This window comes from Streptomyces sp. NPDC002076 (genome assembly GCF_053593835.1).
The window spans coordinates 834224-858249 of sequence record NZ_JBSFDI010000001.1; the positions used below are offsets into that span (position 1 = coordinate 834224).

The window sequence follows — 24026 nt, forward strand, 5'->3', positions numbered from 1 at the left end:
CCCGACCCGCGCGGCTGCCGGGGAGCCCGACCCGCTCCCCGGCAGCCCGCCGAACCGACGAAACGTCCAGTGAAGGAGGCAGGCCGCCGTGACCGTCGCCGCCCCCGCCGCGCTCGCACCGGCCGCGCCCGGCGCCCGGGTCCGCGGCCTGACCGCCGTACGCCATCTCGCCCGCGGCGCCCTGCTCAGCCTGGCCGCACTGCTGCTCGGCAGCACCGCCCAGCTGCTGGTGCTCAGCGGCATCCAGCAACACAACGCCCAGCACGCCGCGTTCGACGAGCTGCGCGACCAACTCGCCCTGGGCACCGCCCCGGTGGCGCAGACCGACCAGCAGGGCAGACTGCTCGCACCCGGCACCCCGGTCGCCCTCATCGACGTGCCCGAGCTGAGCCTGACCCAGGTCGTGCTGGAGGGCACCGACTCCTCGGTGCTGACCGACGGCCCCGGACACCGCCGGGACACGCCGATGCCCGGGCAGTCCGGCACCAGCGTGCTGATGGGCCGGGCGGCCGCGTACGGCGGCCCGTTCGGACACCTGGCCGAGCTGACGGCCGGGGACACGTTCACCGTGACCACCGGCCAGGGCAAGGCGCGCTACCGGGTCGCCGACGTCCGCCGGGCCGGTGACCCGGCACCCGCGCCCCTGGCCTCCGGCAAGGGCCGGCTGGTGCTGGTCACGGCCACCGGTCCCGGTTTCATGCCGAGCGGCGTCCTGCGCGTCGACGCCGACCTGGTCTCGGCCCCGTTCCAGACCCCGGCCGCGGTGATCCGCTCCGGCACCCTGCCCGGCTCCGAGGAGCCGCTGGCCCGGCCCTCCGGGGTGCCGTGGCCGCTGGTGATGTGGCTGCAGGCGCTGCTGCTCGCGGCGGTCGCCGCGGTGTGGACCTGGCACCGCTGGGGCCGCCACCAGACGTGGCTGGTCTTCGCCCCGGTCCTCGCGGTGCTCGGCCTCCAGGTCGCCACCCGCGCCACCGAACTCCTCCCGAACCTGCTGTAGCCCTCCCCGAGCAACCTGCCGTAGCCCGCACCGAGCTCTCCGTCACCGAGGTGGCCCCATGACCGACACCGCCGTACTCCCCGCGACCGACGCCCCGCCCGCCCGGCCCGCCACCCTGGAGGCCCGCGCGGTCTCGGCCTGGTTCGGCAGCCACCGGGTGCTCAGCCGGGTCTCGCTGACCATGCCGGCGGGCCGGGTGACCGCCCTGATCGGCCCCTCCGGCTGCGGCAAGTCCACGTTCCTGCGCACCCTGAACCGCATGCACGAGCTGATCCCCGGGGCGGCCCTCGGCGGCGAGGTGCTCTTCGACGGCGAGGACATCTACTCCCCCGAACGCCGGCTCACCGACGCCCGGCGGAGCATCGGCATGGTCTTCCAGAAGCCGAACCCGTTCCCGGCGATGTCGATCTACGACAACGTGGTGGCGGGCCTGAAACTGACCGGCACCCGGGTGGGCCGCCGTGAGAAGGACGAGCTGGTCGAGGAGTCCCTGACCCGGGCCGGCCTGTGGAAGGAGGTCAGCGACCGCCTCCGGCAGCCCGGCGGCGCGCTCTCCGGCGGCCAGCAGCAGCGCCTGTGCATCGCCCGCGCCCTCGCCGTACGCCCCCGGGTCCTGCTCATGGACGAGCCGTGCTCGGCGCTCGACCCGACCTCCACCCGCCGGGTCGAGGAGACGATCCAGGACCTGCGGGACGAGGTCACGATCGTGATCGTCACCCACAACATGCAGCAGGCCGCCCGCGTCTCCGACCAGTGCGCCTTCTTCCTCGCCGAGCAGGGCACGCCCGGCGGGATCGTCGAGCACGGCCCCACGGAGCAGATGTTCGGCTCCCCGGCGGACTCGCGCACGGCGGACTATGTGGCGGGCCGCTTCGGCTGATCCGCCTGCGCACCAGATCCCCCGAACACACCCGGCGCACCGGCCGGGGAGTGACAGCCGACACACCGCGCGGCCTTGTCCGGACGTCCGCGGCGCCGACCCCGGCCGACCCTACGTATTGTAGGTTCCCAACCGCCAGCGGTCGCAGGGCTGTTCATTCGTCTGTTCATCGGGGGATCCATGCAGGACACGGAAACGGAGGCCGGCGGGCAGGTCTGTGCGCGCAGTCTGGCACCAACACTGGCCCTGCTGGTCGTCAGTCTTCTCGTCGCCGCCGTCGGCGTGTACGAGCTGTGCGGGTTCGGGCTGCACAGCCTGGACCGGCGGCCGCATCTGTTCAGTGACGGGCTCGCGACCGGCGGGGTGATCGTCGCCGCGGTCGCGGCCGGCGCGGCGGTGGGAAACCTGGCCTGGCATCTGGCGGCGGCCCGGCGCGGCGGGGGAAGCTCCGGGTAAGAGGCGCTGCACGGGAAGGTCCGGGTAAGAGCGATTGTCGGTACGCTCCTCTGCGAACACCGCCCCAAACCGGGCTACCCTACAGGCTGTAGGGTCAGGGTGGCCCCGACCGGGGTCTCCTCGTCCCCCTTTCCCCCCAAGGTGACCAGTCACCATGTCCGCTCAGCAGCAGACCATGCCCACCCCACAGGTCCCCGCACAGCGCGGCACGCGCCGCGCACCGCAGCTGCCCGTGCCCGGCCCCCGCCTGCGTGCCCGGGCGGCCTCGGCCACCGTCTGGTACCTGCGGCTGATAGCCGTCTTCAACATCATCGCGGTCATGTCGCTGCCGTTCCGCAAAGAGGTGCAGGAACACAACGACGGCAAGCTCTTCACCGCCCGCCACGTGCACGCGCACACACACCACGCCGGCCAGTTCTTCACCCCGTACCTGGCCACCGCCGGCCTGGCCTCGGCCGCGGCGGCGATCTTCCTGGCGCTGGTGATGCGGCGCGGCAAGCGGGCCGCATGGGTGGTCAACCTGCTGTTCGCGGGTCCCCTGTTCGTGCTCTATGTCCTCGCGCTCACCCAGCACCCCTTCCGCGACCACGCCTTCAACTGGGTCTCCACCGCCCTCACCGGCCTCTTCGTGGCAGCGCTGCTGATCGGCCGCCGTGAGTTCAACGCCATCGGCGACCCCTCCAACCCGAAGCTCGCACTGGCCGTGGGCGCCGGCGGCATCCTGGTGACCGGCGGGCTCGGCACGCTGCTCGTGCACGCCACCAACAAGCTGCCCCACGCCCCCTGGGGCGAAGAGCTCGCCTACACCCTGCTGCGCGGCATCAGCGTCGGCCCGCTCGCCGACCGCGTCGACTCCGTGCACGCGCCCCGCTGGGCCGACATCATCATCAACGTCCTGCTCGCCGCGGCCTTCCTCCTGGTCCTGTACGCCTGCTTCCGCTCCCCGCGCGGTCGCCGACGGCTCACCGAGGAGGACGAGACCCGGCTGCGGGCCCTGCTCGACAAGCACGGCGCACGCGACTCCCTCGGCTACTTCGCGCTGCGCCGCGACAAGGCCGCCATCTTCTCCCCCACCGGCAAGGCCGCCATCACCTACCGCGTCGTCGGCGCCGTCTCCCTCGCCTCCGGCGACCCGATCGGCGACCCCGAGGCCTGGCCCGGCGCCATCGACGCCTGGCTCGCCGAGGCCCGCCGGCACGCCTGGACCCCGGCCGTCATGGGCGCGAGCGAGGAGGCCGGCACGATCTACGCCCGGCACGGCCTGGACGCCCTCGAACTCGGCGACGAGGCGATCGTCGACATCGCCGACTTCACCCTGGAGGGCCGCGCCATGCGCGTGGTCCGCCAGGCCCACAACCGGGTCAAGCGGGCCGGCTACACCGTGCGCATCCGCCGCCACGAGGACATCCCCGCCGACGAGATGGCCCTGCTCATCGAGCGCGCCGACCACTGGCGCGACGGCGCCACCGAACGCGGCTTCTCCATGGCCCTCGGCCGCCTCGGCGACCCGGGGGACGGCCGCTGCGTGATGCTGGAGTGCCGCGACGCGAACGACGAGCCGCGCGCCCTGCTCAGCTTCGTCCCCTGGGGCGAGCACGGCCTGTCCCTGGACCTGATGCGCCGCGACCGCGACTGCGAGAACGGCCTGATGGAGTACATGGTCGTGGAGCTGCTGCTGCGCGCGAAGGAACTGGGCATCCAGCGGGTGTCGCTGAACTTCGCGATGTTCCGCTCGGTCTTCGAACGCGGCGCCCGCCTGGGCGCGGGCCCCGTTCTGCGCCTGTGGCGCTCAACCCTCACCTTCTTCTCACGCTGGTGGCAGATCGAGTCCCTCTACCGCGCCAACGCCAAGTACCGCCCGGTGTGGGAGCCGCGCTTCCTGCTCTTCGCCAAGAGCAGCGACATCCCGAGGATCGGTCTGGCGAGCGCCCGGGCGGAGGGCTTCCTGGAGCTGCCGGGGATGGGCGGACGGCGGTCCTGAGCCGCACGCCGACCGCAGGTCACCGCCGTACGACGGTGATGCGGCACGCTGCCGGCGCACTCACCGGCCGGCAGGGTGCCGATGGAGAGGGAGTACGGGAGGCGGGCCGGCAGGTACGCCTGCCGCTCAGCCGTCCCGGTACTCAGCCGCCGACCGTGAAGCCGATCACCGCTCCGCCGCCCTCCCGCCGGAAGGCGAACGGTGCTCCGCCATGGGCCATGGCGACCTCGCGGACGATGGACAGACCCAGCCCCGACCCCGGCAGGGAGCGCGCGTCCGCGGCGCGGTAGAAGCGGTCGAAGATCCGGATCAGGTCGCCCTCGGCGATACCCGGCCCCCGGTCCAGCACCTCCACCCGCACGGTCCCCGTCCGCGCGGGCCCGGTGATGTTGACCTCGATGGGCCCCTTGCCGTCCCGGTCGAACTTTGCCGCGTTCTCCACCAGATTCGACATGGCCCGCTGCAGCATCCCGGGCCGCCCGTCGGTGATCGTGTCACCGCTGGTGCGCAGCAGGATCTCGCGCCCGGTACGGCGTCTGGCGAGCCCCACGACGTCCTCGGCGATGTCGGCGAGGTCCACCCGTTGCGGCGGCTCGGTGTCGGACTGCCCCGCCGCGAGGTCGACGAGCTCGTTGACCAGGTCGGTCAGCTCCCGCGCCTCCTGGCTGAGGTCGGCGACCAGTTCCTCCCGGGTGGCGGGGGGCAGCTCGTCGATGCGGCGCAGGAGAGAGATGTTGGTGCGCAGGGACGTCAGCGGCGTACGCAGCTCGTGCCCCGCGTCCTGCACCAGCCGTCGCTGGTCCTCCTCGGACTGCGCGAGCCGGCCCAGCATCCGGTCGAAGGCGCGGCCGAGGCGCCCGACCTCGTCGAGCCCGGCAACCGGCACCTCGATGCCCAGCCGGCGGGTACGGGCCACGTCCTCCGCGGCGGAGGTGAGGATCACCAGGCGCCGGGTGATCCGGCGGGCCAGCCACCAGCCGAACAGCCCGGCCGCCACCACGACCGCCGACATCAGGATCAGCGTCCGCTGCTGCAGTGTCCGCAGCAGATCCTCGGTGTCGCTGAACTCCTGCGCGACCTGGACCGCGCCCCGCCCGTCGCCGAGCGAGACGGTGGCGATGCGGTACACGTCCGAGTCCACCGGCACGTCCTTGTGCTGGACCACCTTCCCCGCCGTCGTCGCGAGCGCCATGGCCTTGTCGCGGGAGGTGACGGGCAGGCTCGGGTTGCCGTGGTCCACGATCTGTCCCTGCGCTCCCAGCACCTGCACATCGGTGCGGGCGGGCCGGACCAGGTCGTGCCCGGGGCGGGAGGAGGAGAAGTCCTCGGGAACCATCTCGTGCTGCCGCACCTCGCCCCGCACGTCCTGCACGACCTGCGTGAACACCGACTGCTGGTCGACCCGGACGAGCCGCGCGGCGCTGCCGTACGACAGGATGCCGACGAGGATCGTGACGGCGGCGGTGACGGCCGCGAAGGAGACGGCGAAGGTGGTGCGCAGGGAGACCAGCTTGGGCCGGCCGGGAGCCAGCAGCCGCCGCAGGCGGCCCACCTAGTCCTCCCGGAGCACGTAACCCACGCCCCGCACGGTGTGGATCAGCTGCGGGGCGCCGGGCTCGTCGAGCTTGCGGCGCAGGTAGCCGACGTAGACGGCGAGGTTCTTCGAGCCGGGCCCGAAGTCGTAGCCCCAGATGCGGTCGTAGATCGTGGAGTGGTCGAGCACGATGCCCGCGTTGCGCACGAGCAGTTCCAGCAGCTCGAACTCGGTGCGGGTCAGCTCCAGCTCGCGCTGGCCGCGCCAGGCCCGGCGGGCCTGCAGGTCCATGCGGATGCCGGCGGCCTCGACCTGCCGGTCGGAGATCTGGACGTCCCGGCCGCCGTTGTCGCCGCCGGTGGCGCCGGTGCCGGCGGGCACCGGGCTGGTGCGGCGGAGCAGGGCGCGCAGCCGGGCGAAGACCTCCTCGACGTCGAACGGCTTGACGACGTAGTCGTCGGCGCCGGCGTCCAGGCCCGCGATCCGGTCGGCGGTTTCCACGAGGGCGGTGAGCATGAGGATCGGGGTGCGGTCACCCTCGGCGCGCAGCACCCGGCAGACCTGGAGGCCGTCGATCCCGGGCATCATCACGTCGAGCAGGAGGACGTCCGGCGGCGTCTTGTGGGCCTGTGCCAGCGCCTCGACGCCATCGGCCACCGCCGTCACCTCGTACCCTTCCAGGGTCAGGGCACGCTCCAGGGCATGACGGATGGCACGGTCGTCTTCAGCGAGCAGCACAGTCTGGGGCACGCACCCAGTTTGCCAAGGCCTGCAGCGGTTCGGTCGAGGCGGGCGGACCTACGATCACCCTTTTTACCCCCCTCTCACCGTCACACGGGCAACCCGGCCCGCCGCCCTACCGTCTTCTCACCTTGCCTGAGCGCCGGGCTAGGCGCCGAGCCGGGCGAGCTGTTCCTCGAACGGCACGACCGGCGGTTCGGCCTGCTGACCGGCTCCGCCCGCCCGCAGCCCCGACATCAGTGCGGCCAGCTCCCCCGCCGCCCGCTCGATCCGCCCGGCGAGCCCTTCCTCGCCCCAGTCCTCCGACGCCGCGTACACCGCCGTGGGGACGATCATGGCTCGCAGATAGGCGAACAGCGGCCGCAGCGCGTGTTCCAGCACCAGCGAGTGCCGGGCCGTGCCGCCGGTGGCCGCGAGCAGCACCGGCTTGCCCACCAGGGCGTCCTTGTCCAGCACGTCGAAGAACGACTTGAACAGCCCGCTGTACGAAGCCGAGAACACCGGTGTGACGACGATCAGCCCGTCGGCCCCCGCCACCGCGTCCTGCGCGGCGGCGAGCGCCTTCCCGGCGAACCCGTTGGTGAAGTTGTGCGCGATCTCGACGGCGAGGTCCCGCAGCTCGATCACCTCCACGTCCGCCTCCGCCCGCCGCGCCACCGCGGCGGCCAGCCGGTCGCCCAGCAGCCGGGTGGAAGAGGGGACGCTCAGTCCCGCGGACACGATCACCAGCTTCATTCGGCGCTCGCCTCCTTCGCGGCCAGCAGGGACTGGTGGGTCGGCGCCTCGGGCACGTTCGCGGGCCGGCCGTTCGCGAACTCCTTGCGCAGCACGGGCACGACCTCCTCGCCGAGCATGTCGATCTGCTCCAGCACGGTCTTCAGCGGCAGCCCGGCGTGGTCCACCAGGAACAGCTGGCGCTGGTAGTCACCGGCGTACTCGCGGAAGGACAGGGTCTTCTCGATGACCTGCTCCGGGGTGCCGACGGTGAGCGGGGTCTGGTCGGTGAAGTCCTCCAGGGAGGGCCCGTGGCCGTAGACCGGCGCGTTGTCGAAGTACGGCCGGAACTCGCGCACCGCGTCCTGCGAGTTCCTCCGCATGAACACCTGGCCGCCGAGGCCGACGATCGCCTGCTCGGGGGTGCCGTGCCCGTAGTGCGCGTACCGGGTCCGGTACAGCTCGACCATCCGCTTGGTGTGGTCGGCCGGCCAGAAGATGTTGTTGTGGAAGAAGCCGTCGCCGTAGTACGCCGCCTGCTCGGCGATCTCCGGGGAGCGGATGGAGCCGTGCCAGACGAAGGGCGGTACGCCGTCCAGCGGGCGCGGGGTGGAGGTGAAGCCCTGCAGCGGGGTGCGGAACTTGCCCTCCCAGTCCACGACGTCCTCGCGCCAGAGCCGGCGCAGCAGGGCGTAGTTCTCGATGGCGAGGTTGATGCCCTGCCGGATGTCCTGGCCGAACCAGGGGTAGACCGGCCCGGTGTTGCCGCGGCCCAGCATCAGGTCCACGCGCCCTTCGGCCAGGTGCTGGAGCATCGCGAAGTCCTCCGCGATCTTCACCGGGTCGTTGGTGGTGATCAGGGTGGTGGACGTGGACAGGATCAGCTTCTCCGTCTGCGCCGCCACATAGCCGAGCATCGTCGTCGGGGACGACGGCACGAACGGCGGGTTGTGGTGCTCGCCGGTGGCGAAGACGTCCAGGCCGACCTCCTCGGCCTTGAGCGCGATGGCGACCATGGCCTTGATCCGCTCACGCTCGGTCGGCGTACGCCCCGTGGTGGGGTCCGGCGTGACATCGCCGACCGTGAAGATCCCGAACTGCATGGTCGCTCACCCTCCAGGTTGTTTACGGTTCAACTATATCCGCTGAACCGCCGCCCCGGCCGGGTTATTCCGGTCACCCCGCGAGTCCGCCATCTCGGGGCGGTCCGCCGCCTCAGGGCTCAGGGCACGAGCACCAGCCGCCCGCGCACCCCGCCCTCCGCGAGCCGCGCATGCGCCTTGGCCGCCTCCTCCAGGGCGTACGTCTCGGCCACCCGCAGGGTCAGCACCCCCTCGTCCACCAGTCGCACCAGCTCGGCGAGCTGCGCGCCGTCGGCCTGAATCCACACGTTCCGCAAGCGCACCCCGCGCTCCGCCTCCGGCAGCGCCCCGTCACGGACCGCGACGAACGCACCCCCGTCCCGCACCCACCCGAGCGCCGGCGCCCCGAGCACGGCGGCGTCCAGCACCGCGTCCACGCCCCCGGGCCCGGCCCCGCCGGCCGTGAAGTGCGCGGCACCCAGGGAACGCACCAGCTCCTCGTCGTCGGCACGGGCGTGCCCGGTCACCTCGATCCCCCGGTGCGCGGCCAGCTGCACCGCGAACCCGCCGACCGCACCCGCGGCCCCGGTCACCAGCAGCCTGTCGCCCGGCGCGAGGTCCAGCAGATCCAGGGCCTGCAGCGCGGTCAGCCCGTTCAGCGGCAGGGTGCTCGCGTGCGCCGCGTCCACCGAGGCGGGCGCCACGGCCACCGCACCCGCGTCCACCACGACGTACTCGGCATGGGACCCCAACGGCTCCGCGACGCCCGCCGCCAGCGCCACCACCGGTTCGCCGGGCTCCCAGGAGGCGGGCGCGCCCACCGCGTCCACCGTGCCGGCCACGTCCCAGCCGAGTCCGAGGGTCTTGCCGGCCCCGCCGAAGACACCGGCGCGCACGGCCGCGTCCACCGGGTTCAGCGCACCCGCGGCCACCTTGATCCGCACCTGCCGCGCCCCCGGCTCCGGCACCGCGACGTCCGCGATCTCCACCCGCTCCGGACCGCCGAACTCCCTCACCACCGCAGCACGCATGACAACTCTCCCCATTCACAAGGCAGTTGATGATTTCCGCGGCACCTCTTCGGCCGCAGCACCAACCGTAGGAGAGCTACTATCCCTGGGAAAGTAGTTACCTGAGAGTGTGTAGCTCACCCGAAGGGAAGAGCCCATGGCGACCATGACCGCCGCCCAGCGCCGCGAGCAGGCCCGCGCCGACTACGACGCCTTCCTGCGCGAATGCCCCACCAACCAGCTCCTCGGCCGGCTCAGCGACAAGTGGGTCAGCCTCGTCGTCGCCGCCCTGGCCACCGGTCCCATGCGCTACAGCGACCTCGGTCGCAAGATCGCCGGCGTCAGCCCCAAGATGCTCACCCAGACCCTGCGCACCCTCGAACGGGACGGCATCATCAGCCGCACGGTCACCCCGTCCGTCCCCGTCCGCGTCGACTACGAACTCACCCCGCTCGGCGCCGGCCTCGCCGCCCTGCTGACCGCCGTGAAGGACTGGGCCGAGACCCACTTCGAGGAGGTACGAGCGGCCCGCGAGCGCTACGACGCGCAGAACCCCGCCTGATCCCCCGATCGGCGGGCCTCAGAAGGCGTACGCGTCCCCGGTGTCCAGCACCAGCACCTTCACCTGGTCGTTCGTGCGGCCCTGGTCCGTCGCGCCACCGGCCCACGCCGTGTCGATGTCCAGCGTGACCTCCGACGGCTTCTCCTTCAGCCGCACCGGCACATCCAGCTGCTCCCCCACCCCGTCCGCGGCCAGCGCGCCCGTGCCGCACAGCACCGTCCGGTCGTCCTCCCGGGCGCACCGCGCGGGCAACCGCTGCTCCTCGGCCAGCGCCACCGACCAGCGCAGCCGCACGGTCGCGTCCGGCACGGCGGCGGGCCCGCCGTTGTGCGGGGTCAGCTTCACCTCCACCCGGTCCCCGTCCATCACCGCGGTCCCGTGGAACTCCAGACCGGCCGCGGGCACGGGCGCCGGAGCGGCCACGGCACCCCCCGCCCCCAGCACCACACCGGCCAAGGCCCCCGACGCACCCCAGGTCCACATCCGCACGCCGCTCACCACTCCACGCATCCGATCCGACTGGCGTAGGGATGTATGCCACGCGGACAACGGGGCAGGCGCCGTCCATCAGGTGACAGGCCGCGCCGGGGCTCCCACGGCCCGCATGCCAAGCTGCTGACCATGTCGATCCTCCGCTCCGCCGCCCTGTTCGTCGTCGCCGCCGTCTTCGAGATCGGCGGCGCCTGGCTGATCTGGCAGGGCCTACGCGAGCACCGGGGCTTGCTGTGGATGACCGGCGGGGTCCTGGCCCTCGGCGCGTACGGATTCGTCGCCACCTTCCAGCCGGACGCCCACTTCGGCCGCATCCTGGCCGCGTACGGCGGCATCTTCGTCGCCGGCTCACTTCTGTGGGGCGCGATCGCGGACGGCTACCGCCCCGACCGCTACGACATCGTGGGCGCGCTGATCTGTCTCGCCGGAATGGCCGTGATCATGTGGGCCCCGAGGAACGGCGCCTGAGCCTCACTTACGCTGGACGGAGCCGATAGCCACCAGAACTCCAGGAGCTGCCCATGGCCCCCGCCTCCCGCATCGCCGTCGTCACGGGTGCGAGCAGCGGCATCGGCGCCGCCACGGCCCGGCAGCTCGCCGCGGCCGGCTACCGCGTCGTCCTCACCGCCCGCCGCAAGGACCGTATCGAGGCGCTGGCCGAGGAGCTGACCGGGGCGGGCCACTCGGCGGTCGCCTACCAGCTGGACGTGACCGACCGCGCGGCCGTCGACGAGTTCGCGACGGCCTTCCAGACCATCGGCGTCCTGGTCAACAACGCGGGCGGCGCCCTCGGCGCGGACCCGGTGGCCACCGGCGACCCGCAGGACTGGCGCACGATGTACGAGACGAACGTCATCGGCACCCTGAACCTCACCCAGGCCCTGCTGCCCAAGCTGGTGGCGAGCGGCGACGGCGTGGTCGTGGTCGTCTCCTCCACCGCCGGCCACGGCACGTACGAGGGCGGCGGGGGCTATGTCGCCGCCAAGCACGGCGCCCATGTCCTCGCCGAGACCCTCCGCCTGGAGATCGTCGGCCGGCCGGTCCGCGTCATCGAGATCGCCCCCGGCATGGTCAAGACCGACGAGTTCGCCCTGACCCGCTTCGCCGGCGACGAAGCGAAGGCGGCCAAGGTCTACGAGGGCGTCGCCGAGCCCCTCACCGCGGACGACGTGGCCGAGACGATCACCTGGGCGGTCACCCGCCCCAGCCACGTCAACGTCGACCTCCTCGTCCTGCGCCCCCGCGCCCAGGCGTCCAACACCAAGGTCCACCGGGAGCCATGATGACCGAATCCCCCGAGAGCCCCGACGCCGCCGACTCCCTCGAAAAGGCCCGCCTGGCCCAGGAGACCAAGGACGAACGCAAGGTCTGGTACTTCCTCGGCTACTTCCTCTTCGGCATCCACATCGTGGCGTTCGTGATGATCTACGCGGTACGCCACGCAAAGTGACCGACGATTAGCCCAATCGGGCGAACCTCCCCGATCACCCGATCGCCATACGAACTGGCGATCTAGGCTCGCGCCACACGATCAATTCGACGGCCCTCGGCAGGGATGCCGGTCCCCGCCGAGGGCCTCACCAGCACGGAAGTGGAGGCTTCCCTGTGGCTGAATGCGAGCCTAGCGCCCATCGGTTCATGGACCTCAAAGTGCCCGAGTATGCATACATGTTCGGGTTCTTGCAGGCGGATGGGCATCTGTCCCAGCAGTCACGGCAACGCGGGCGACTGACAGTCGAACTCAGCGCCTGCGACGTCGACTTGCTGCGCAAGTTCCAGAATCTAACGCCCTACAACAGCGGCATCTCCGAACGCACCCGGTCGACCAACTTCTCCGAATCCCACACCGCCGCGATCTGGAGCCTGTGTTCCCTTGAAGCCAGGACCAGGATCAACGAACTCGGCCTGCCTTACGGCAGTAAGTCCAAGACGATCGCTCCGCCCGACGCCGAGTTCTCTCGCCGCGACTACCTGCGAGGTCTGATCGACGCAGACGGCTCGGTCGGCTTCACCAGCAGGGGATTCCCATTCGTCTCCCTCACCACGGCCAGCTCCGCCATCGCATCCTGCTTGCGCGACTACGCCAGGGGACACCACGGGAGCCGAGCGCATCCTCAAGCGCAACACTCGCCACGATATCTACAACATCCTCTACCTGATGGAGGTGGCCCAGCGTCTGGCGGCCGACCTGTACTACCCCGGCTGCCTGTCCCTGGACCGCAAGCACACTGCCGCCGACTCCCTCTCGGCTTGGTCACGCCCCGCAGGAATGAGGGCCGCATACACAAGGCGCCGCTGGACTGAACACGAAGACCGAATCCTGCTCCAGCTGAACAGCCCGCCGACTGCCGCTGAGGTACTCGGCAGGACCGTCCAAAGCTGTAATCTCCGCCTCTGGCGCCTGCGCACGGGCCAAGCTCCCAAGCCCAGCGACCAGTGACCCGATGAGCGAGGCCCCCTGCCGGTGCAGGGTGCCTCGCTCATCAACCCTTCACACAGATGAATTGCTTCAGCTTCGCCACGACCTCCACGAGATCACGCTGCTGCGCCATCACCTGGTCGATGTTCTTGTAGGCGCCCGGAATCTCATCCAGTACCCCCGCGTCCTTGCGGCACTCCACACCCCGCGTCTGTTCCTCAAGGTCCTTGACGGTGAAGTGCCGCTTCGCCGCGTTGCGACTCATACGCCGACCTGCCCCGTGGGACGCCGAGTTGAAGGCCTTCTCGTTCCCGAGGCCCTTCACGATGTACGAGCTGGTACCCATCGAGCCCGGAATGATCCCGAATTCCCCGGAGCCGGCTCGGATCGCTCCCTTGCGGGTCACGAGCAGATCCATGCCCTCGTACCGCTCCTCAGCAACGTAATTGTGGTGGCACGAGATCTCCGGCTGGAACGTCGGCTTGGCCTTCTTGAACTCCTTGCGGACCACGTCCTTCAGGAGCGCCATCATGAGCGCGCGGTTGTACTTGGCGTACTCCTGCGCCCAGTAGAGATCGTTCCTGTACGCCGCCATCTGCGGGGTGTCCGAGACGAACACCGCCAGGTCACGGTCGACCAGCCCCTGGTTGTGCGGGAGCTTCTGCGCGACACCGATGTGGTACTCGGCTAGTTCCTTGCCGATATTGCGTGAACCAGAGTGCAACATCAGCCAGACCGAATTTGTCTGATCCAGACACAATTCGATCAGGTGATTCCCGCCTCCGAGTGTCCCCATCTGCTTATAAGCCCGCTCCTGACGAAATTTGACCGCTTCCGCCACCCCGTCGAACCGCCCCCAGAAGTCGTCCCATCCGGACGTCGCCAGCCCATGGAAGTCCCCCGGCTCCACGGGATCCTCATGCATCCCCCGCCCCACCGGAATCGCCTGCTCGATCTTCGACCGCAGCCGCGACAGGTCACCCGGCAGGTCGTTCGCCGTCAGCGACGTCTTAACCGCCGACATCCCGCACCCGATGTCCACCCCGACCGCCGCCGGGCACACCGCGCCCCGCATGGCGATGACGGAGCCGACCGTCGCGCCCTTGCCGTAGTGCACGTCCGGCATCACGGCCAGGCCCTTGATCCACGGCAGGGTCGCCACGTTCTGGAGCTGACGCAGGGCCACGTCCTCGACCGTCGCGGGGTCGGTCCACATCCGGATCGGGACCTTCGCGCCCGGCATCTCCACGTACGACATACGTTCCTCATTCCCCCGAAAACGACAACAAAGGCTTACACAAGGCTTATTAGCAGCAAAGCGGAAAAGCAGCGCCGACGCCGGCGAAAAAGGACAAGGGACCGGCGGCCACGGCAGCGCGTGCGATACACATTGTCTCCAGGGGACGCCCCGCTGCGGCAAGCGAATAACCAGCGGGGACACTGGAGCACCAAGCGAGCGCACACCCGAGAGGAGCCCGACCGTGCAGCGGAAGGCGTACGTAACCGGCACCGCCGCCCTCCTCGCGGCGCTGCTGGCCGGCTGCACGAGCGGCACGAGCGGCGACAGCCCGACGGACAACGCCAATCCGGGCAACGCCGGCACCGCCTCGGCCGTCGCCCAGCCCGGCAAGTACCGCACGCTGCCCGAACCCTGCGGCGCGGTCGGCCACGACACCCTCGACTCGATGCTGCCCGGCATCAAGCAGATCGCCGACCCCGCCCAGCGGGACAAGGCCTACCAGGGCCAGGCCGCGCTCACCTATGACACCGATCGCAAGGTCGGCTGCCGCTGGAAGGTGGAGTCCACGGCCGCCACCGACCGCCTCTCGGTCGACTTCGAGCGCGTGGTGTCGTACGACAACACGGTCAGCGACGACGACCAGGCGAAGAAGCTGTTCGCGGGCAAGGAGTCGGCCGCCGACCTCCCCGCGCCGAGCAGCTCCTCGGCGACGGGTGGGACGACCGGGACGAACCAGGCGAGCGGGACGAGCGCGCCGACGCCGACGTCCTCTCCGTCGCCCAGCGGATCCGCGTCGTCCTCCGCGAGTGCCGGCGCCTCCCCTTCCGGCTCCTCCTCCGCCTCCTCTTCCGCCTCCTCCTCGGATTCCGCCGCGGCCGATCTGCAGCCGCGGGTGCTGACCGATCTCGGTGACGAGGCGTATATCGACGACCAGCTCGGTTCGTCCGGTTCGACGGCCGAACAGCGGACGGTGACTGTGGTGTTCCGCACGTCCAACGTGGTCGTCACCATCGAGTACGAGGAGCAGCCGACGGCCGTGGGAACGGTCCCCGACAGCAAGGAAATGCAGGACAGGGCCCGTAAACTGGCCGCTCAACTGGACGACGCGCTGGGCGGTTGACCGCAGCGGGAGCCGTTCGCCGCACCGCGCGGAATGCACCCGAACCGAAACCGCACAGCTCCTTCACCGCGTACCGTGGGCCCCCGCAGGAACCCGCACGAACACCGAGCGTCATGAGTGAAGGAACCATGCAGCGAGCAGCCCAGCGAGACGACCGTGCCCAGCGACGGATGCGTGGCAAGCGCCTGAGCCGTGTTCTTGTCTGCGCCGCAGCCGTGCCGGCGGTGCTGATCACCGCCGCCTGTTCGTCGGACTCGGGCGATTCCAAGGGCAAGGGCACGGACAGCAGCGCGCAGCAGTCCACGGGCGGCAGCACGACGCCCTCGGCGAGCACGTCCGCGTCCGTGCAGGCGGCCGCGTACCAGAAGCTGCCCGACGCGTGTGCGGTGCTGTCGAAGAAGACCCTGACGGATCTGGTGCCGAAGGACACGTCGGGCAAGAAGGGCGCTTCGGACGATCCGTCGTCGCGGACCTCCTGCTCCTGGAGCAGCCTGGACAACAACGGGGTGAAGGGCTCGCAGTTCCGGTGGCTGAACGTGTCCCTGCTCCGTTTCGACTCGGACAGCACGCGCGGTGCCGGTGACACGCAGGCCCACACGTACTTCGTCCAGCAGGTCAAGGATTCCGCGTCGGTGGCCGGCGCGCAGAACGTCAAGCAGCTCCCGCTGTCCGGCACGGGCTCGGAGGCGACGGCGGTGCGCTACGACCTGAAGAAGAAGGAAGGCCTGTTCAAGCAGCAGACGGTGGTCGCGCGGGTCGAGAACGTGGTCGTCACGCTCGACTACAACGGCGCCGGTCTCGCGGGCGAGAAGACCCCGGACGCCGACGCCCTGACGAAGGCCGCGGAGAGCGCGGTCAAGGAGGCGGTCGGGGCGGTGGCGTCCGCCAACGGCGGCTCGTCGTCGGCGGGTTCCGCGTCGTCGGCCCCGTCGAAGTCGGCCTCCCCGTCCAAGTCGGCCTCTTCCAGCGCTTCTCCGTCCAAGTCGGCCACGAAGACGAACTGACCGAGGGGTCCGGAGGGTCCGAAGACCCGACCGGTACCACGTTCGCCGTTCGCGTGTGCCACCCTGTTGCGCGCAACAACAGGCAAGGGGAGGGGAGTACGCGTGGCCGCGCCACTGCAGCTGACTCGGATGCACCGCGTTCTCATCGGCGTGGTCGTGACCGGCGCCTTGATCATCGCCGGCATCGGCTTCGCAGGTTCCTACGCGGCCGTCCGTGCGCTGGCCCTCAAGAAGGGCTTCGGGAACTTCTCCTATGTGTTCCCGGTGGGCATCGACGCAGGCATCTGTGTCCTGTTGTCCCTGGACCTGCTGCTGACCTGGATCCGCATCCCCTTCCCGCTGCTGCGCCAGACGGCGTGGCTGCTGACGGCGGCGACGATCGCGTTCAACGGCGCGGCCGCCTGGCCGGACCCGCTGGGCGTCGGCATGCACGCGGTGATCCCGGTGCTGTTCGTGGTCGCGGTGGAGGCGGCCCGGCACGCGATCGGCCGGATCGCCGACATCACGGCGGACAAGCACATGGAGGGCGTCCGGCTGACCCGCTGGCTCCTCTCCCCCCTGCCCACCTTTCTCCTCTGGCGCCGTATGAAGCTGTGGGAGCTGCGCTCCTACGACCAGGTGATCAGGCTGGAGCAGGAACGTCTCGTCTATCAGGCGCGCCTGCGCTCCCGCTTCGGCCGCGCGTGGCGCAGAAAGGCTCCGGTGGAGTCCCTGATGCCGCTGCGGCTGGCGAGGTACGGGGTCCCGCTGGCGGAGACGGCCGCGGCAGGCCTCGCGGCGGCGGGCATCGAGCCCAGCCTGATACCCGCCGTGGCAGCGGGCAGTCGTGCCGCCGGTGCGGCGCCCGTCCCACAGCAGGCGGCACCCGTCGGCGGGCAGCGCCCCGAACTGCCCCGCCAGAACACCGGGCAGCCGGAAAGCGCCCCCGTGGACGAGCAGAGCCCCTGGTTCCAGACCCCGCGCGAGGTCGAGTACCACGGCGGTTACGACCCCACCTACGACCCGATGCTGCAAGAACCTCAGTACGCCCCCGAGGAGCAGTACGAGGAGTGGTATGAGGAACAGCCCCCCGAGCAGTTCCAGCAGCCCTCGCCGGAGGAGACCGGCAGCTTCCCCATCCCGGTGGGCCCGAACCGGACCCGCGAACTGGGTGAGGGCGGCGGCACCCCCGAACCCGACGAGGAGGCCTACTACCAGGTCTTCCGCCAGTCGATCGACGGCAGCTACCCCACGCCCCGGGTCCTCGGCGACAACATCCAGGCGACGTTCGGGACGACGCTGAGCCCCAGCGCGCTGAAGGCCCTCGCGGAGCGCTTCCAGCAGCGCCACTCCGCAGAACTCGAAGAAGACCACATCGCGTGACGCAGACGAGGAGGGGGCGCCCGGTGATGCCGGGCGCCCCCTCCTCGTATGTCGCGGCTACTCCCCGAGCAGGGCCCGCACCCGCTCCTGCCCCACCGCGAGCAGCAGCGTGGGCAGCCGGGGGCCGGTGTCCCGCCCGACGAGCAGGTGGTACAGCAGGGCGAAGAAGGACCGCTGAGCCGTCTTGATCTCGGCCGGCAGCTCCTTCGGTGTGGCGTCGGCCGGGAAGCCGGCCTGCACCTTGGGCACGCCGTACACGAGGTGGGTCAGGCCGTCGAGCGACCAGTGGTCGGCGAGCCCGTCCAGCAGCAGCCGCACCGACTGCTGGGAGGCCTCGTCGAGGGACTTCAGCAGCTCGGCGTCGGGCTCCTCGCGCACGATGGTCCGCTGGTCGGCGGGCACGTGCGTGTTGATCCAGGCCTCGGCCCTGTCGTACCGCGGCCGCGCCTCGTCCAGGGACGCGAGCGGCTGGTCCGGGTCCAGCTCGGACAGGATCCGCAGGGCCTGGTCCTCGTGCCCGGCGGTGATGTCGGCGACGGACGCGAGGGTGCGGTACGGCAGCGGGCGCGGCGTCTTCGGCAGCTCACCGGCGGCCGTGCCGACCGCGCGGGTGTACGCGGCCACGTCGGCCGGCAGCGCGGAGCCGTCGGCGACCTTCCCGGCCAGCTTGTCCCACTCGTCGTACAGCCGCTGGATCTCCTGGTCGAAGGCGATCTTGAAGGACTGGTTGGGCTTGCGGCGGGCGTAGAGCCAGCGCAGGATCTGCGGCTCCATGATCTTCAGCGCGTCGGCGGGGGTCGGGACCCCGCCGCGCGACGACGACATCTTCGCCATGCCGCTGATGCCCACGAACGCGTACATCGGGCCGATCGGCTGCTTCCCGCCGAAGATCCCGACGATCTGCCCGCCGACCTGGAAGGACGAGCCCGGCGAGGAGTGGTCGACACCGCTCGGCTCGAAGACGACGCCCTCGTACGCCCAGCGCATGGGCCAGTCGACCTTCCAGACCAGCTTGCCGCGGTTGAACTCGCTGAGCCGGACGGTCTCGGCGAAGCCGCACGCGGTGCAGGTGTAGGCCAGCTCGGTGGAGTCGTCGTCGTACGAGGTGACGGTCGTCAGGTCCTTCTCGCAGTTGCCGCAGTACGGCTTGTACGGGAAGTACCCGGCGGAGCCGGAGCTGCCGTCGTCCTCGGACGCGGCGCCCGAGCCCTCCTCGGCCTCCAGCTCGGCCTCGTCGACGGCCTTCTGCTGCTGCTTCTTCGGGGCCTTCTTCGTGCGGTACTGGGCGAGGATCGCGTCGATGTCACCGCGGTGCCTCATGGCGTGCAGGATCTGCTCGCGGTAGGCGCCGGAGGTGTACTGCGCCGTCTGGCTGATCCCGTCGAACTCGACACCCAGCTCGGCGAGCGAGGCGATCATCGCGGCCTTGAAGTGCTCGGCCCAGTTCGGGTACGACGACCCGCGCGGCGCCGGCACCGAGGTCAGCGGCTTGCCGATGTGCTCGGCCCAGGTCTCGTCGATGCCCGCGACGCCCGCCGGGACCTTGCGGTAGCGGTCGTAGTCGTCCCAGGAGATCAGGTGCCGGACCTGGTACCCGCGGCGGCGGATCTCGTCGGCGACCAGGTGCGGGGTCATGACCTCGCGCAGGTTGCCGAGGTGGATCGGGCCGGAGGGGGAGAGGCCGGACGCGACGACAACGGGTTTACCCGGGGCCCGGCGCTCCGACTCCTCGATGACCTCATCCGCGAAACGGGAGACCCAGTCGGTGGTCTCGGTGCTCTGAGCCACGATCGGCACGTCCTTCTTTCTGAATGGGGTGGCACTCCATCTGATCGGGGTGACACTCCATTCTCACAGACCGGGATGCGACGGCGAAAACGGCTTTACCTGCCGTGGGATACTGGCTGGGTCTATCCATCCCCACGAGGAGAACGGCACCCATTCCTATGGCCTCGGTCACGTCCCTCAGCGACAACGTCCAGCAGCACCTCGCGTCCGCCCTCTCGGCCACGCTGCCGGAGGCCGCCGGCGCGGACCCGCTGCTGCGACGAAGCGACCGGGCCGACTTCCAGGCCAACGGGATCCTGGCCCTGGCCAAGAAGGCGAAGGCGAACCCGAGGGAACTGGCGACGCAGGTCGTCTCCCAGGTGGTGACGGGTGACGAGCTGATCAAGGACGTCGAGGTCTCCGGCCCCGGCTTCCTGAACATCACGATCGCGGACCGCGCGATCACCGGGAACCTGGCCGCGCGGTACGCGGACGAGACGGGCCGCCTCGGCGTGCCGACCGCCGCGCAGCCGGGCACGACGGTGATCGACTACGCACAGCCGAACGTGGCGAAGGAGATGCACGTCGGCCACCTGCGGTCGGCGGTGATCGGCGACTCGGTGGTCCAGCTCCTGGAGTTCACCGGCGAGAACGTGATCCGCCGTCACCACATCGGCGACTGGGGCACCCAGTTCGGCATGCTCATCCAGTACCTGGACGAGCACCCGCACGAGCTGGACCACAAGGCGTCCACCGAGGACACGCTGGCTTCGGGCGAGGAGGCGATGTCGAACCTCGACCGCCTCTACAAGGCCGCGCGGAAGCTCTTCGACTCCGACGAGGAGTTCAAGACGCGGGCGCGCCGCCGGGTGGTCGACCTCCAGGCCGGCGACCCGCACACCCTGGCCACGTGGCAGAAGTTCGTGGACGAGTCGAAGATCTACTTCTTCTCCGTCTTCGAGAAGCTGGACATGGAGATCCGCGACCCCGACATCGTCGGCGAGTCCGGTTACAACGACATGCTGGCCGAGACCTGCCGCCTCCTGGAGGAGTCGGGTGTCGCGGTCCGCTCGGAGGGCGCCCTGTGCGTCTTCTTCGACGACATCAAGGGCCCGGACGGCAACCCGGTCCCGCTGATCGTCCAGAAGTCGGACGGCGGCTACGGCTACGCGGCGACGGACCTGTCCGCCATCCGCGACCGCGTCTTCAACCTGAAGGCGAACAACCTCGTCTATGTGGTGGACGCCCGCCAGGCCCTGCACTTCAAGATGGTCTTCGAGACGGCGCGCCGGGCCGGCTGGCTGAACGAGGACGTCACCGCCTTCCAGCTGGCCTTCGGCACGGTCCTCGGCAAGGACGGCAAGCCGTTCAAGACGCGTGAGGGCGAGACGGTCCGCCTGGTCGACCTCCTCGACGAGGCGATCGACCGCGCCTCGGCCGTCGTACGGGAGAAGGCCCAGGACCTGTCCGAGGAGGAGATCGCCGAGCGGGGCGCCCAGGTGGGCATCGGCGCGGTGAAGTACGCGGACCTGTCGACCTCGGCGAACCGGGACTACAAGTTCGACCTGGACCAGATGGTGTCCCTGAACGGCGACACGTCCGTCTACCTGCAGTACGCGTACGCCCGTATCCAGTCCATCCTCCGCAAGGCCGGCGGGACCCGCCCGGCCGCGCACCCGGAGCTGGAACTGGCCGAGGCGGAGCGCGCCCTGGGCCTGCACGTCGACGCCTTCGCGGAGACGGTGGCGGAGGCGGCGGCGGAGTACGCCCCGCACAAGCTGGCCGGGTACCTCTACCAGCTGGCGTCCCTCTACACGTCCTTCTACGACAAGTGCCCGGTCCTGAAGGCCGAGACGCCGGCCCAGGTGGAGAACCGCCTCTTCCTGTGCGACATCACGGCCCGCACCCTGCACCAGGGGATGGCCCTGCTGGGGATCAGGACGCCCGAGAAGCTCTGACCGGCAGCCCTTAGAGTCTGGGGAGACCCGTCTCCACAGACTCTGAGGGAGCCCGATGTCCGAGCGAGTCCCCGACCCGTCCGCGGCCCACTTCGGCGCGGACGGCATGCGCCGGTTGACGGTGCCCGCCTCGTACGGGGTCCAGCTGCCCGACGCGACCCGCGAGGTACTGGCGACCACCGGGGTTCCGCTGCACGTGCAGCCATACTTCACCGCGGCAGCCGAGAGCGACGCGCCGACCCTGGGAATGTGGGCCGGACATCACGGACTGCCCGCGCCCGCCGGGCGGGAGAACTGGCTGAGCACCGGCACGGACCCGCTGGCTCACTTGTGCGTACGGCCGGACGGCGCGGTGCAGGCAGTGTTCCTGGGCCTGGACGAGGACGACATGTTCGTCAGCTCCACCGTCTCGGCCTTCAACGCCTCGCTGGCCGCCCTGGACCGCCGCCTTCCGGTGATCGCCGCCTCGACCAGCCTCCCGGTGGCCGCCGCTGCCTTCCGCGAACTCAACGCCGAGCTGCGCCAGATCGACGCCGCCGCGTTCGAGGAGCGCGAGAGCTGGTGGCCGAAGGTGCTGGACGACGTACGGCACACGTTGAACTTCCCGTTCTCGTCGGCGTTCGAATACGTCGATGCCTCCGGTGCCAAGCAGATCGTCACCGACGCAACCGGTCCGGGGCGCCCGCACCCGGAGGAGCTGGTGTGGCAGCGCCTGCACGCGCAAGGGGTGGCCCCGGAGCAGGTCCGGCGCGTCTACTGCGAGCTGGAGCCGTGCATGATGCCGGGCCACTACTGCGCGGTCTGGCTTCAAGCGACCTTCCCGCACGCGGAGTTCACGCACAGCTTCGACTACGGCTCGACGGCGGAGTCGCGGGAAGAGGGACTCAAGGAGTTGATCACGCACGCGGCCCGGCAGGCGGGCAACCAGTGACCGAGCTCAGCTGGTCCCGCCCCGCGGCGGGACGCGAACCGGCCGCCGCCGCTCTGCTGGGCTGGCTGGCGGATCCCGAGGCCCCTCGCCTGTGTGTCGTCACCGGCGGCGAGGGATGCGGCAAGTCGACCTTGCTTGCGTGGCTGATCGGGCACGGGACGCGGGAGGGGACGCAGCGGGAGCGCCGGGTCCACGGTTTCGTGCCCCTGACCGGGGAGAGCGCCCTCACGGCCGCCTGGACACTGTCCCAGCAGCTGATGGTGGCCGCCCGCACCCCGGGCGAGTTGGTGGCCGCGCTGGCGGCCGACGAGCGGCGTACGGTGATCGTGCTGCCGGAGCTGCACGCGGCGGAGGACGCCACAGGCGTGGCCGAACTCGCTCTGGCCCTTTTGGAGTTGCCGCACATCCGGCTGCTCGTCGAGATACGGAGCGGCAGCGGCGAGGCCGCGACTCTCACGGCCGCCCCCTCGGCTGTGATGGACCTCGACCAGCCGCAGTGGACGGACCCGGAGCGGTACGCCGCCTGGGCGGCCACCCGCCCGGCCGGCCGCCAGGCGCCGCTGAAACGTCCCGCGCGCCCGGTCGACTTGAACGACCCCACCGCGATCTGCACGGCGGACCCCTGGCAGGTGTCCATCGGCTACGAGCGCTCCGCCGATGCTCACGGAGGCCTGCGGGCGGCATGGCTGCGGGCGGGAGCCTCCCTGACCCGTGAGCTGTCACCGGCGGACCGGGCCGTCGGGCTCCTCGCCGCACTGGGCGACGACGCCGACCCGAGGCTGCCGCAGACACTGGCGGCGCTGGCCGAGGGAGCCGCATGGCAGGTGGTCTGGCGCAGGGTGTGCGGCGATGTCCGGCCGCCGTGGCCGGGACCGGCACATGCACTGTCGTCGGGGCGTGGACGACTCGACGGGAAGCTGGTGGTGGCCGATCACCAGGGCACGATCCGGCTGGTGGACGAGGCGGACGCGGCTCCGGCCGGCCGGCTGCCGGAGCCGGTGCAGGGGACGCGCGCTGTGGCGGCGACGCCGGAGGGCGACGTGCTCGTCCTGGACGCGCAGGGACGGCTGCGCGTCCGGCACAGCCCCTCGGCTCCGAGGGGCACGGGGCTGGCGGCACTGCTGGCGGACGGGCCCACGCCGCTGGAACGGCTGACGGAAGCGGCGCAAGCCCAACTCGGTGCGATCGCCGTGGCGTTGTCGTTCTGCGAGGGTTTGCTCGCGGTGGGGGACGCCACCGGCCAAGTGCACGCCTTCTCCGAAGTGGACGGAGAGTCAGGGGGCTTCGCAGCGCACCTGCACGAGGGTGGCGTCGCTGCCGTAGCGGCCCTGCGCCTGACGCCGTCCAAGGAGGGACCGGGCATACCCCTGCTCTACAGCGGCGGACACGACGGCACGGTACGGGTGTGGGGCCCGGGAGCGGACCCGCTGGCCTCCCCTGTCCGATCGCGGCCGTGCCCCGTGACGGCCCTGGCGGCAGCGACCACTGACGCCGGACCGGTACTGGCCATCGCCTGGGGGGACGGCCTGGTCGAACACCACACCTTGGACGAGGAAGGCACGGTCCGCGACTACTGGCACGGAGCCCCGGTGCACGCGCTGGCGGTGACTGGTGCCGGGACGCTCCTGATCGGCACCGACGAGCGGCTGGTGCACCTGCGCCCAGCCCGAAAAGCGGGAGAGGTTGTCACAGTCATGCCATAGAGCACCAAGGCGCCCTTGCCCTCCAACCGCCCTCCCTCGTTAGGGTTTTGGTGCTCATATGATGATCGGGAGG

23 protein-coding genes are annotated in these 24026 nt (G+C 70.8%); 15 read left to right on the forward strand and 8 right to left on the reverse strand.

The window, feature by feature from the left end:
- Positions 1–88: 88 nt before the first annotated feature.
- The 4 genes from ACWCQS_RS03980 to ACWCQS_RS03995 all read left to right on the forward strand — a co-directional run bounded on the left by ACWCQS_RS03980 (position 89) and on the right by ACWCQS_RS03995 (position 4314).
- Positions 89–997, forward strand: a complete 909-nt coding sequence (locus tag ACWCQS_RS03980; protein ID WP_451002949.1) for a sortase — start codon at positions 89–91, stop codon at positions 995–997.
- A gap of 58 nt (positions 998–1055) precedes the next feature.
- A complete protein-coding gene (gene pstB, locus ACWCQS_RS03985) occupies positions 1056–1877 on the forward strand; it encodes a phosphate ABC transporter ATP-binding protein PstB (RefSeq protein ID WP_451002950.1) in 822 nt (273 codons plus the stop codon).
- Between the two features lie 180 nt (positions 1878–2057).
- Positions 2058–2333, forward strand: coding sequence for a hypothetical protein (locus ACWCQS_RS03990; RefSeq protein ID WP_451002951.1), 276 nt, complete (start codon positions 2058–2060; stop codon positions 2331–2333).
- 154 nt (positions 2334–2487) lie between these two features.
- Positions 2488–4314, forward strand: a complete 1827-nt coding sequence (locus tag ACWCQS_RS03995) for a phosphatidylglycerol lysyltransferase domain-containing protein (RefSeq protein WP_451002952.1) — start codon at positions 2488–2490, stop codon at positions 4312–4314.
- A 142-nt stretch (positions 4315–4456) separates the two neighbouring features.
- Here ACWCQS_RS03995 and ACWCQS_RS04000 read toward each other — a convergent pair whose 3' ends face one another.
- From ACWCQS_RS04000 to ACWCQS_RS04020, 5 genes are all read right to left on the reverse strand, one after another.
- Entirely contained in the window at positions 4457–5866 is a 1410-nt protein-coding gene (locus ACWCQS_RS04000) for a HAMP domain-containing sensor histidine kinase (RefSeq protein ID WP_451002953.1), read from the reverse strand.
- Positions 5867–6598: a response regulator transcription factor gene (locus tag ACWCQS_RS04005; protein WP_451002954.1), complete on the reverse strand. Its 732-nt coding sequence runs from the start codon at positions 6596–6598 to the stop codon at positions 5867–5869.
- A gap of 138 nt (positions 6599–6736) precedes the next feature.
- Entirely contained in the window at positions 6737–7324 is a 588-nt protein-coding gene (locus tag ACWCQS_RS04010) for a CE1759 family FMN reductase (protein WP_451002955.1), read from the reverse strand.
- On the reverse strand, positions 7321–8406 hold the full coding sequence (locus ACWCQS_RS04015; protein ID WP_451002956.1) for an LLM class flavin-dependent oxidoreductase: 1086 nt from the start codon (positions 8404–8406) through the stop codon (positions 7321–7323). The genes ACWCQS_RS04010 and ACWCQS_RS04015 overlap by 4 nt, the downstream gene beginning before the upstream one ends.
- A gap of 119 nt (positions 8407–8525) precedes the next feature.
- Positions 8526–9416, reverse strand: coding sequence for an NADP-dependent oxidoreductase (locus ACWCQS_RS04020; RefSeq protein WP_451002957.1), 891 nt, complete (start codon positions 9414–9416; stop codon positions 8526–8528).
- A 136-nt stretch (positions 9417–9552) separates the two neighbouring features.
- Between ACWCQS_RS04020 and ACWCQS_RS04025 the strand changes: the two genes are divergently transcribed.
- Positions 9553–9957 (forward strand): winged helix-turn-helix transcriptional regulator, encoded by a 405-nt coding sequence (locus ACWCQS_RS04025; RefSeq protein WP_451002958.1) that lies wholly within the window; start codon positions 9553–9555, stop codon positions 9955–9957.
- A gap of 18 nt (positions 9958–9975) precedes the next feature.
- Here the strand turns inward: ACWCQS_RS04025 and ACWCQS_RS04030 are convergent, their stop codons facing one another.
- Positions 9976–10455 (reverse strand): hypothetical protein, encoded by a 480-nt coding sequence (locus tag ACWCQS_RS04030; RefSeq protein ID WP_451002959.1) that lies wholly within the window; start codon positions 10453–10455, stop codon positions 9976–9978.
- Between the two features lie 123 nt (positions 10456–10578).
- On the opposite strand from ACWCQS_RS04030, the gene ACWCQS_RS04035 reads away from it, so the two are divergent.
- From ACWCQS_RS04035 to ACWCQS_RS04050, 4 genes are all read left to right on the forward strand, one after another.
- Positions 10579–10917 carry a YnfA family protein gene (locus ACWCQS_RS04035; RefSeq protein WP_451002960.1) on the forward strand — a complete coding sequence of 113 codons (339 nt, stop codon included), beginning with the start codon at positions 10579–10581 and terminating at the stop codon, positions 10915–10917.
- A 53-nt stretch (positions 10918–10970) separates the two neighbouring features.
- Positions 10971–11732 (forward strand): SDR family NAD(P)-dependent oxidoreductase, encoded by a 762-nt coding sequence (locus ACWCQS_RS04040; RefSeq protein WP_451002961.1) that lies wholly within the window; start codon positions 10971–10973, stop codon positions 11730–11732.
- A complete protein-coding gene (locus tag ACWCQS_RS04045; protein WP_451002962.1) occupies positions 11729–11899 on the forward strand; it encodes a hypothetical protein in 171 nt (56 codons plus the stop codon). Before ACWCQS_RS04040 ends, ACWCQS_RS04045 begins: the two co-directional genes overlap by 4 nt.
- Before the next feature lie 218 nt (positions 11900–12117).
- Complete coding sequence (locus tag ACWCQS_RS04050) at positions 12118–12753, forward strand: LAGLIDADG family homing endonuclease (protein ID WP_451003024.1); 636 nt, start codon at positions 12118–12120, stop codon at positions 12751–12753.
- A 179-nt stretch (positions 12754–12932) separates the two neighbouring features.
- On the opposite strand, the gene ACWCQS_RS04055 is transcribed toward ACWCQS_RS04050, so the two are convergent.
- The gene (locus ACWCQS_RS04055; RefSeq protein ID WP_451003025.1) at positions 12933–14126 is read right to left on the reverse strand and encodes an RtcB family protein; all 1194 of its coding nucleotides are present in this window, start codon (positions 14124–14126) and stop codon (positions 12933–12935) included.
- 223 nt (positions 14127–14349) lie between these two features.
- On the opposite strand from ACWCQS_RS04055, the gene ACWCQS_RS04060 reads away from it, so the two are divergent.
- From ACWCQS_RS04060 to ACWCQS_RS04070, 3 genes are all read left to right on the forward strand, one after another.
- A complete protein-coding gene (locus ACWCQS_RS04060) occupies positions 14350–15228 on the forward strand; it encodes a DUF3558 domain-containing protein (protein WP_451002963.1) in 879 nt (292 codons plus the stop codon).
- A 128-nt stretch (positions 15229–15356) separates the two neighbouring features.
- Positions 15357–16232, forward strand: coding sequence for a DUF3558 domain-containing protein (locus tag ACWCQS_RS04065; RefSeq protein WP_451002964.1), 876 nt, complete (start codon positions 15357–15359; stop codon positions 16230–16232).
- 102 nt (positions 16233–16334) lie between these two features.
- Positions 16335–17594, forward strand: coding sequence for a DUF2637 domain-containing protein (locus ACWCQS_RS04070; protein WP_451002965.1), 1260 nt, complete (start codon positions 16335–16337; stop codon positions 17592–17594).
- A gap of 57 nt (positions 17595–17651) precedes the next feature.
- On the opposite strand, the gene lysS is transcribed toward ACWCQS_RS04070, so the two are convergent.
- Entirely contained in the window at positions 17652–19391 is a 1740-nt protein-coding gene (gene lysS, locus ACWCQS_RS04075; protein WP_451002966.1) for a lysine--tRNA ligase, read from the reverse strand.
- Positions 19392–19540: 149 nt separating this feature from the next.
- Between lysS and argS the strand changes: the two genes are divergently transcribed.
- The 3 genes from argS to ACWCQS_RS04090 are packed head-to-tail and all read left to right on the forward strand — an operon-like array spanning position 19541 to position 23953.
- Positions 19541–21319, forward strand: coding sequence for an arginine--tRNA ligase (gene argS, locus ACWCQS_RS04080; RefSeq protein ID WP_451002967.1), 1779 nt, complete (start codon positions 19541–19543; stop codon positions 21317–21319).
- A 55-nt stretch (positions 21320–21374) separates the two neighbouring features.
- Positions 21375–22250 carry a nucleic acid/nucleotide deaminase domain-containing protein gene (locus ACWCQS_RS04085; RefSeq protein ID WP_451002968.1) on the forward strand — a complete coding sequence of 292 codons (876 nt, stop codon included), beginning with the start codon at positions 21375–21377 and terminating at the stop codon, positions 22248–22250.
- The gene (locus tag ACWCQS_RS04090) at positions 22247–23953 is read left to right on the forward strand and encodes a hypothetical protein (protein WP_451002969.1); all 1707 of its coding nucleotides are present in this window, start codon (positions 22247–22249) and stop codon (positions 23951–23953) included. Before ACWCQS_RS04085 ends, ACWCQS_RS04090 begins: the two co-directional genes overlap by 4 nt.
- The last annotated feature ends 73 nt before the right edge of the window (positions 23954–24026 follow it).

Excerpts from the sequence above, each read along its gene's own strand:
- ACWCQS_RS04040 (WP_451002961.1), top strand. The coding sequence starts at position 10,971 with ATGGCCCCCGCCTCCCGCATCGCCGTCGTCACGGGTGCGAGCAGCGGC.
- ACWCQS_RS04065 (WP_451002964.1), top strand. The coding sequence starts at position 15,357 with ATGCAGCGAGCAGCCCAGCGAGACGACCGTGCCCAGCGACGGATGCGT.
- argS (WP_451002967.1), top strand. The coding sequence starts at position 19,541 with ATGGCCTCGGTCACGTCCCTCAGCGACAACGTCCAGCAGCACCTCGCG.
- ACWCQS_RS04015 (WP_451002956.1), bottom strand. The coding sequence starts at position 8,406 with ATGCAGTTCGGGATCTTCACGGTCGGCGATGTCACGCCGGACCCCACC.
- ACWCQS_RS03995 (WP_451002952.1), top strand. The coding sequence starts at position 2,488 with ATGTCCGCTCAGCAGCAGACCATGCCCACCCCACAGGTCCCCGCACAG.
- ACWCQS_RS04050 (WP_451003024.1), top strand. The coding sequence starts at position 12,118 with ATGTTCGGGTTCTTGCAGGCGGATGGGCATCTGTCCCAGCAGTCACGG.
- ACWCQS_RS04020 (WP_451002957.1), bottom strand. The coding sequence starts at position 9,416 with ATGCGTGCTGCGGTGGTGAGGGAGTTCGGCGGTCCGGAGCGGGTGGAG.
- ACWCQS_RS04085 (WP_451002968.1), top strand. The coding sequence starts at position 21,375 with ATGTCCGAGCGAGTCCCCGACCCGTCCGCGGCCCACTTCGGCGCGGAC.
- ACWCQS_RS04010 (WP_451002955.1), bottom strand. The coding sequence starts at position 7,324 with ATGAAGCTGGTGATCGTGTCCGCGGGACTGAGCGTCCCCTCTTCCACC.
- ACWCQS_RS04055 (WP_451003025.1), bottom strand. The coding sequence starts at position 14,126 with ATGTCGTACGTGGAGATGCCGGGCGCGAAGGTCCCGATCCGGATGTGG.
- pstB (WP_451002950.1), top strand. The coding sequence starts at position 1,056 with ATGACCGACACCGCCGTACTCCCCGCGACCGACGCCCCGCCCGCCCGG.
- ACWCQS_RS03990 (WP_451002951.1), top strand. The coding sequence starts at position 2,058 with ATGCAGGACACGGAAACGGAGGCCGGCGGGCAGGTCTGTGCGCGCAGT.
- ACWCQS_RS04025 (WP_451002958.1), top strand. The coding sequence starts at position 9,553 with ATGGCGACCATGACCGCCGCCCAGCGCCGCGAGCAGGCCCGCGCCGAC.
- ACWCQS_RS04035 (WP_451002960.1), top strand. The coding sequence starts at position 10,579 with ATGTCGATCCTCCGCTCCGCCGCCCTGTTCGTCGTCGCCGCCGTCTTC.
- ACWCQS_RS04045 (WP_451002962.1), top strand. The coding sequence starts at position 11,729 with ATGATGACCGAATCCCCCGAGAGCCCCGACGCCGCCGACTCCCTCGAA.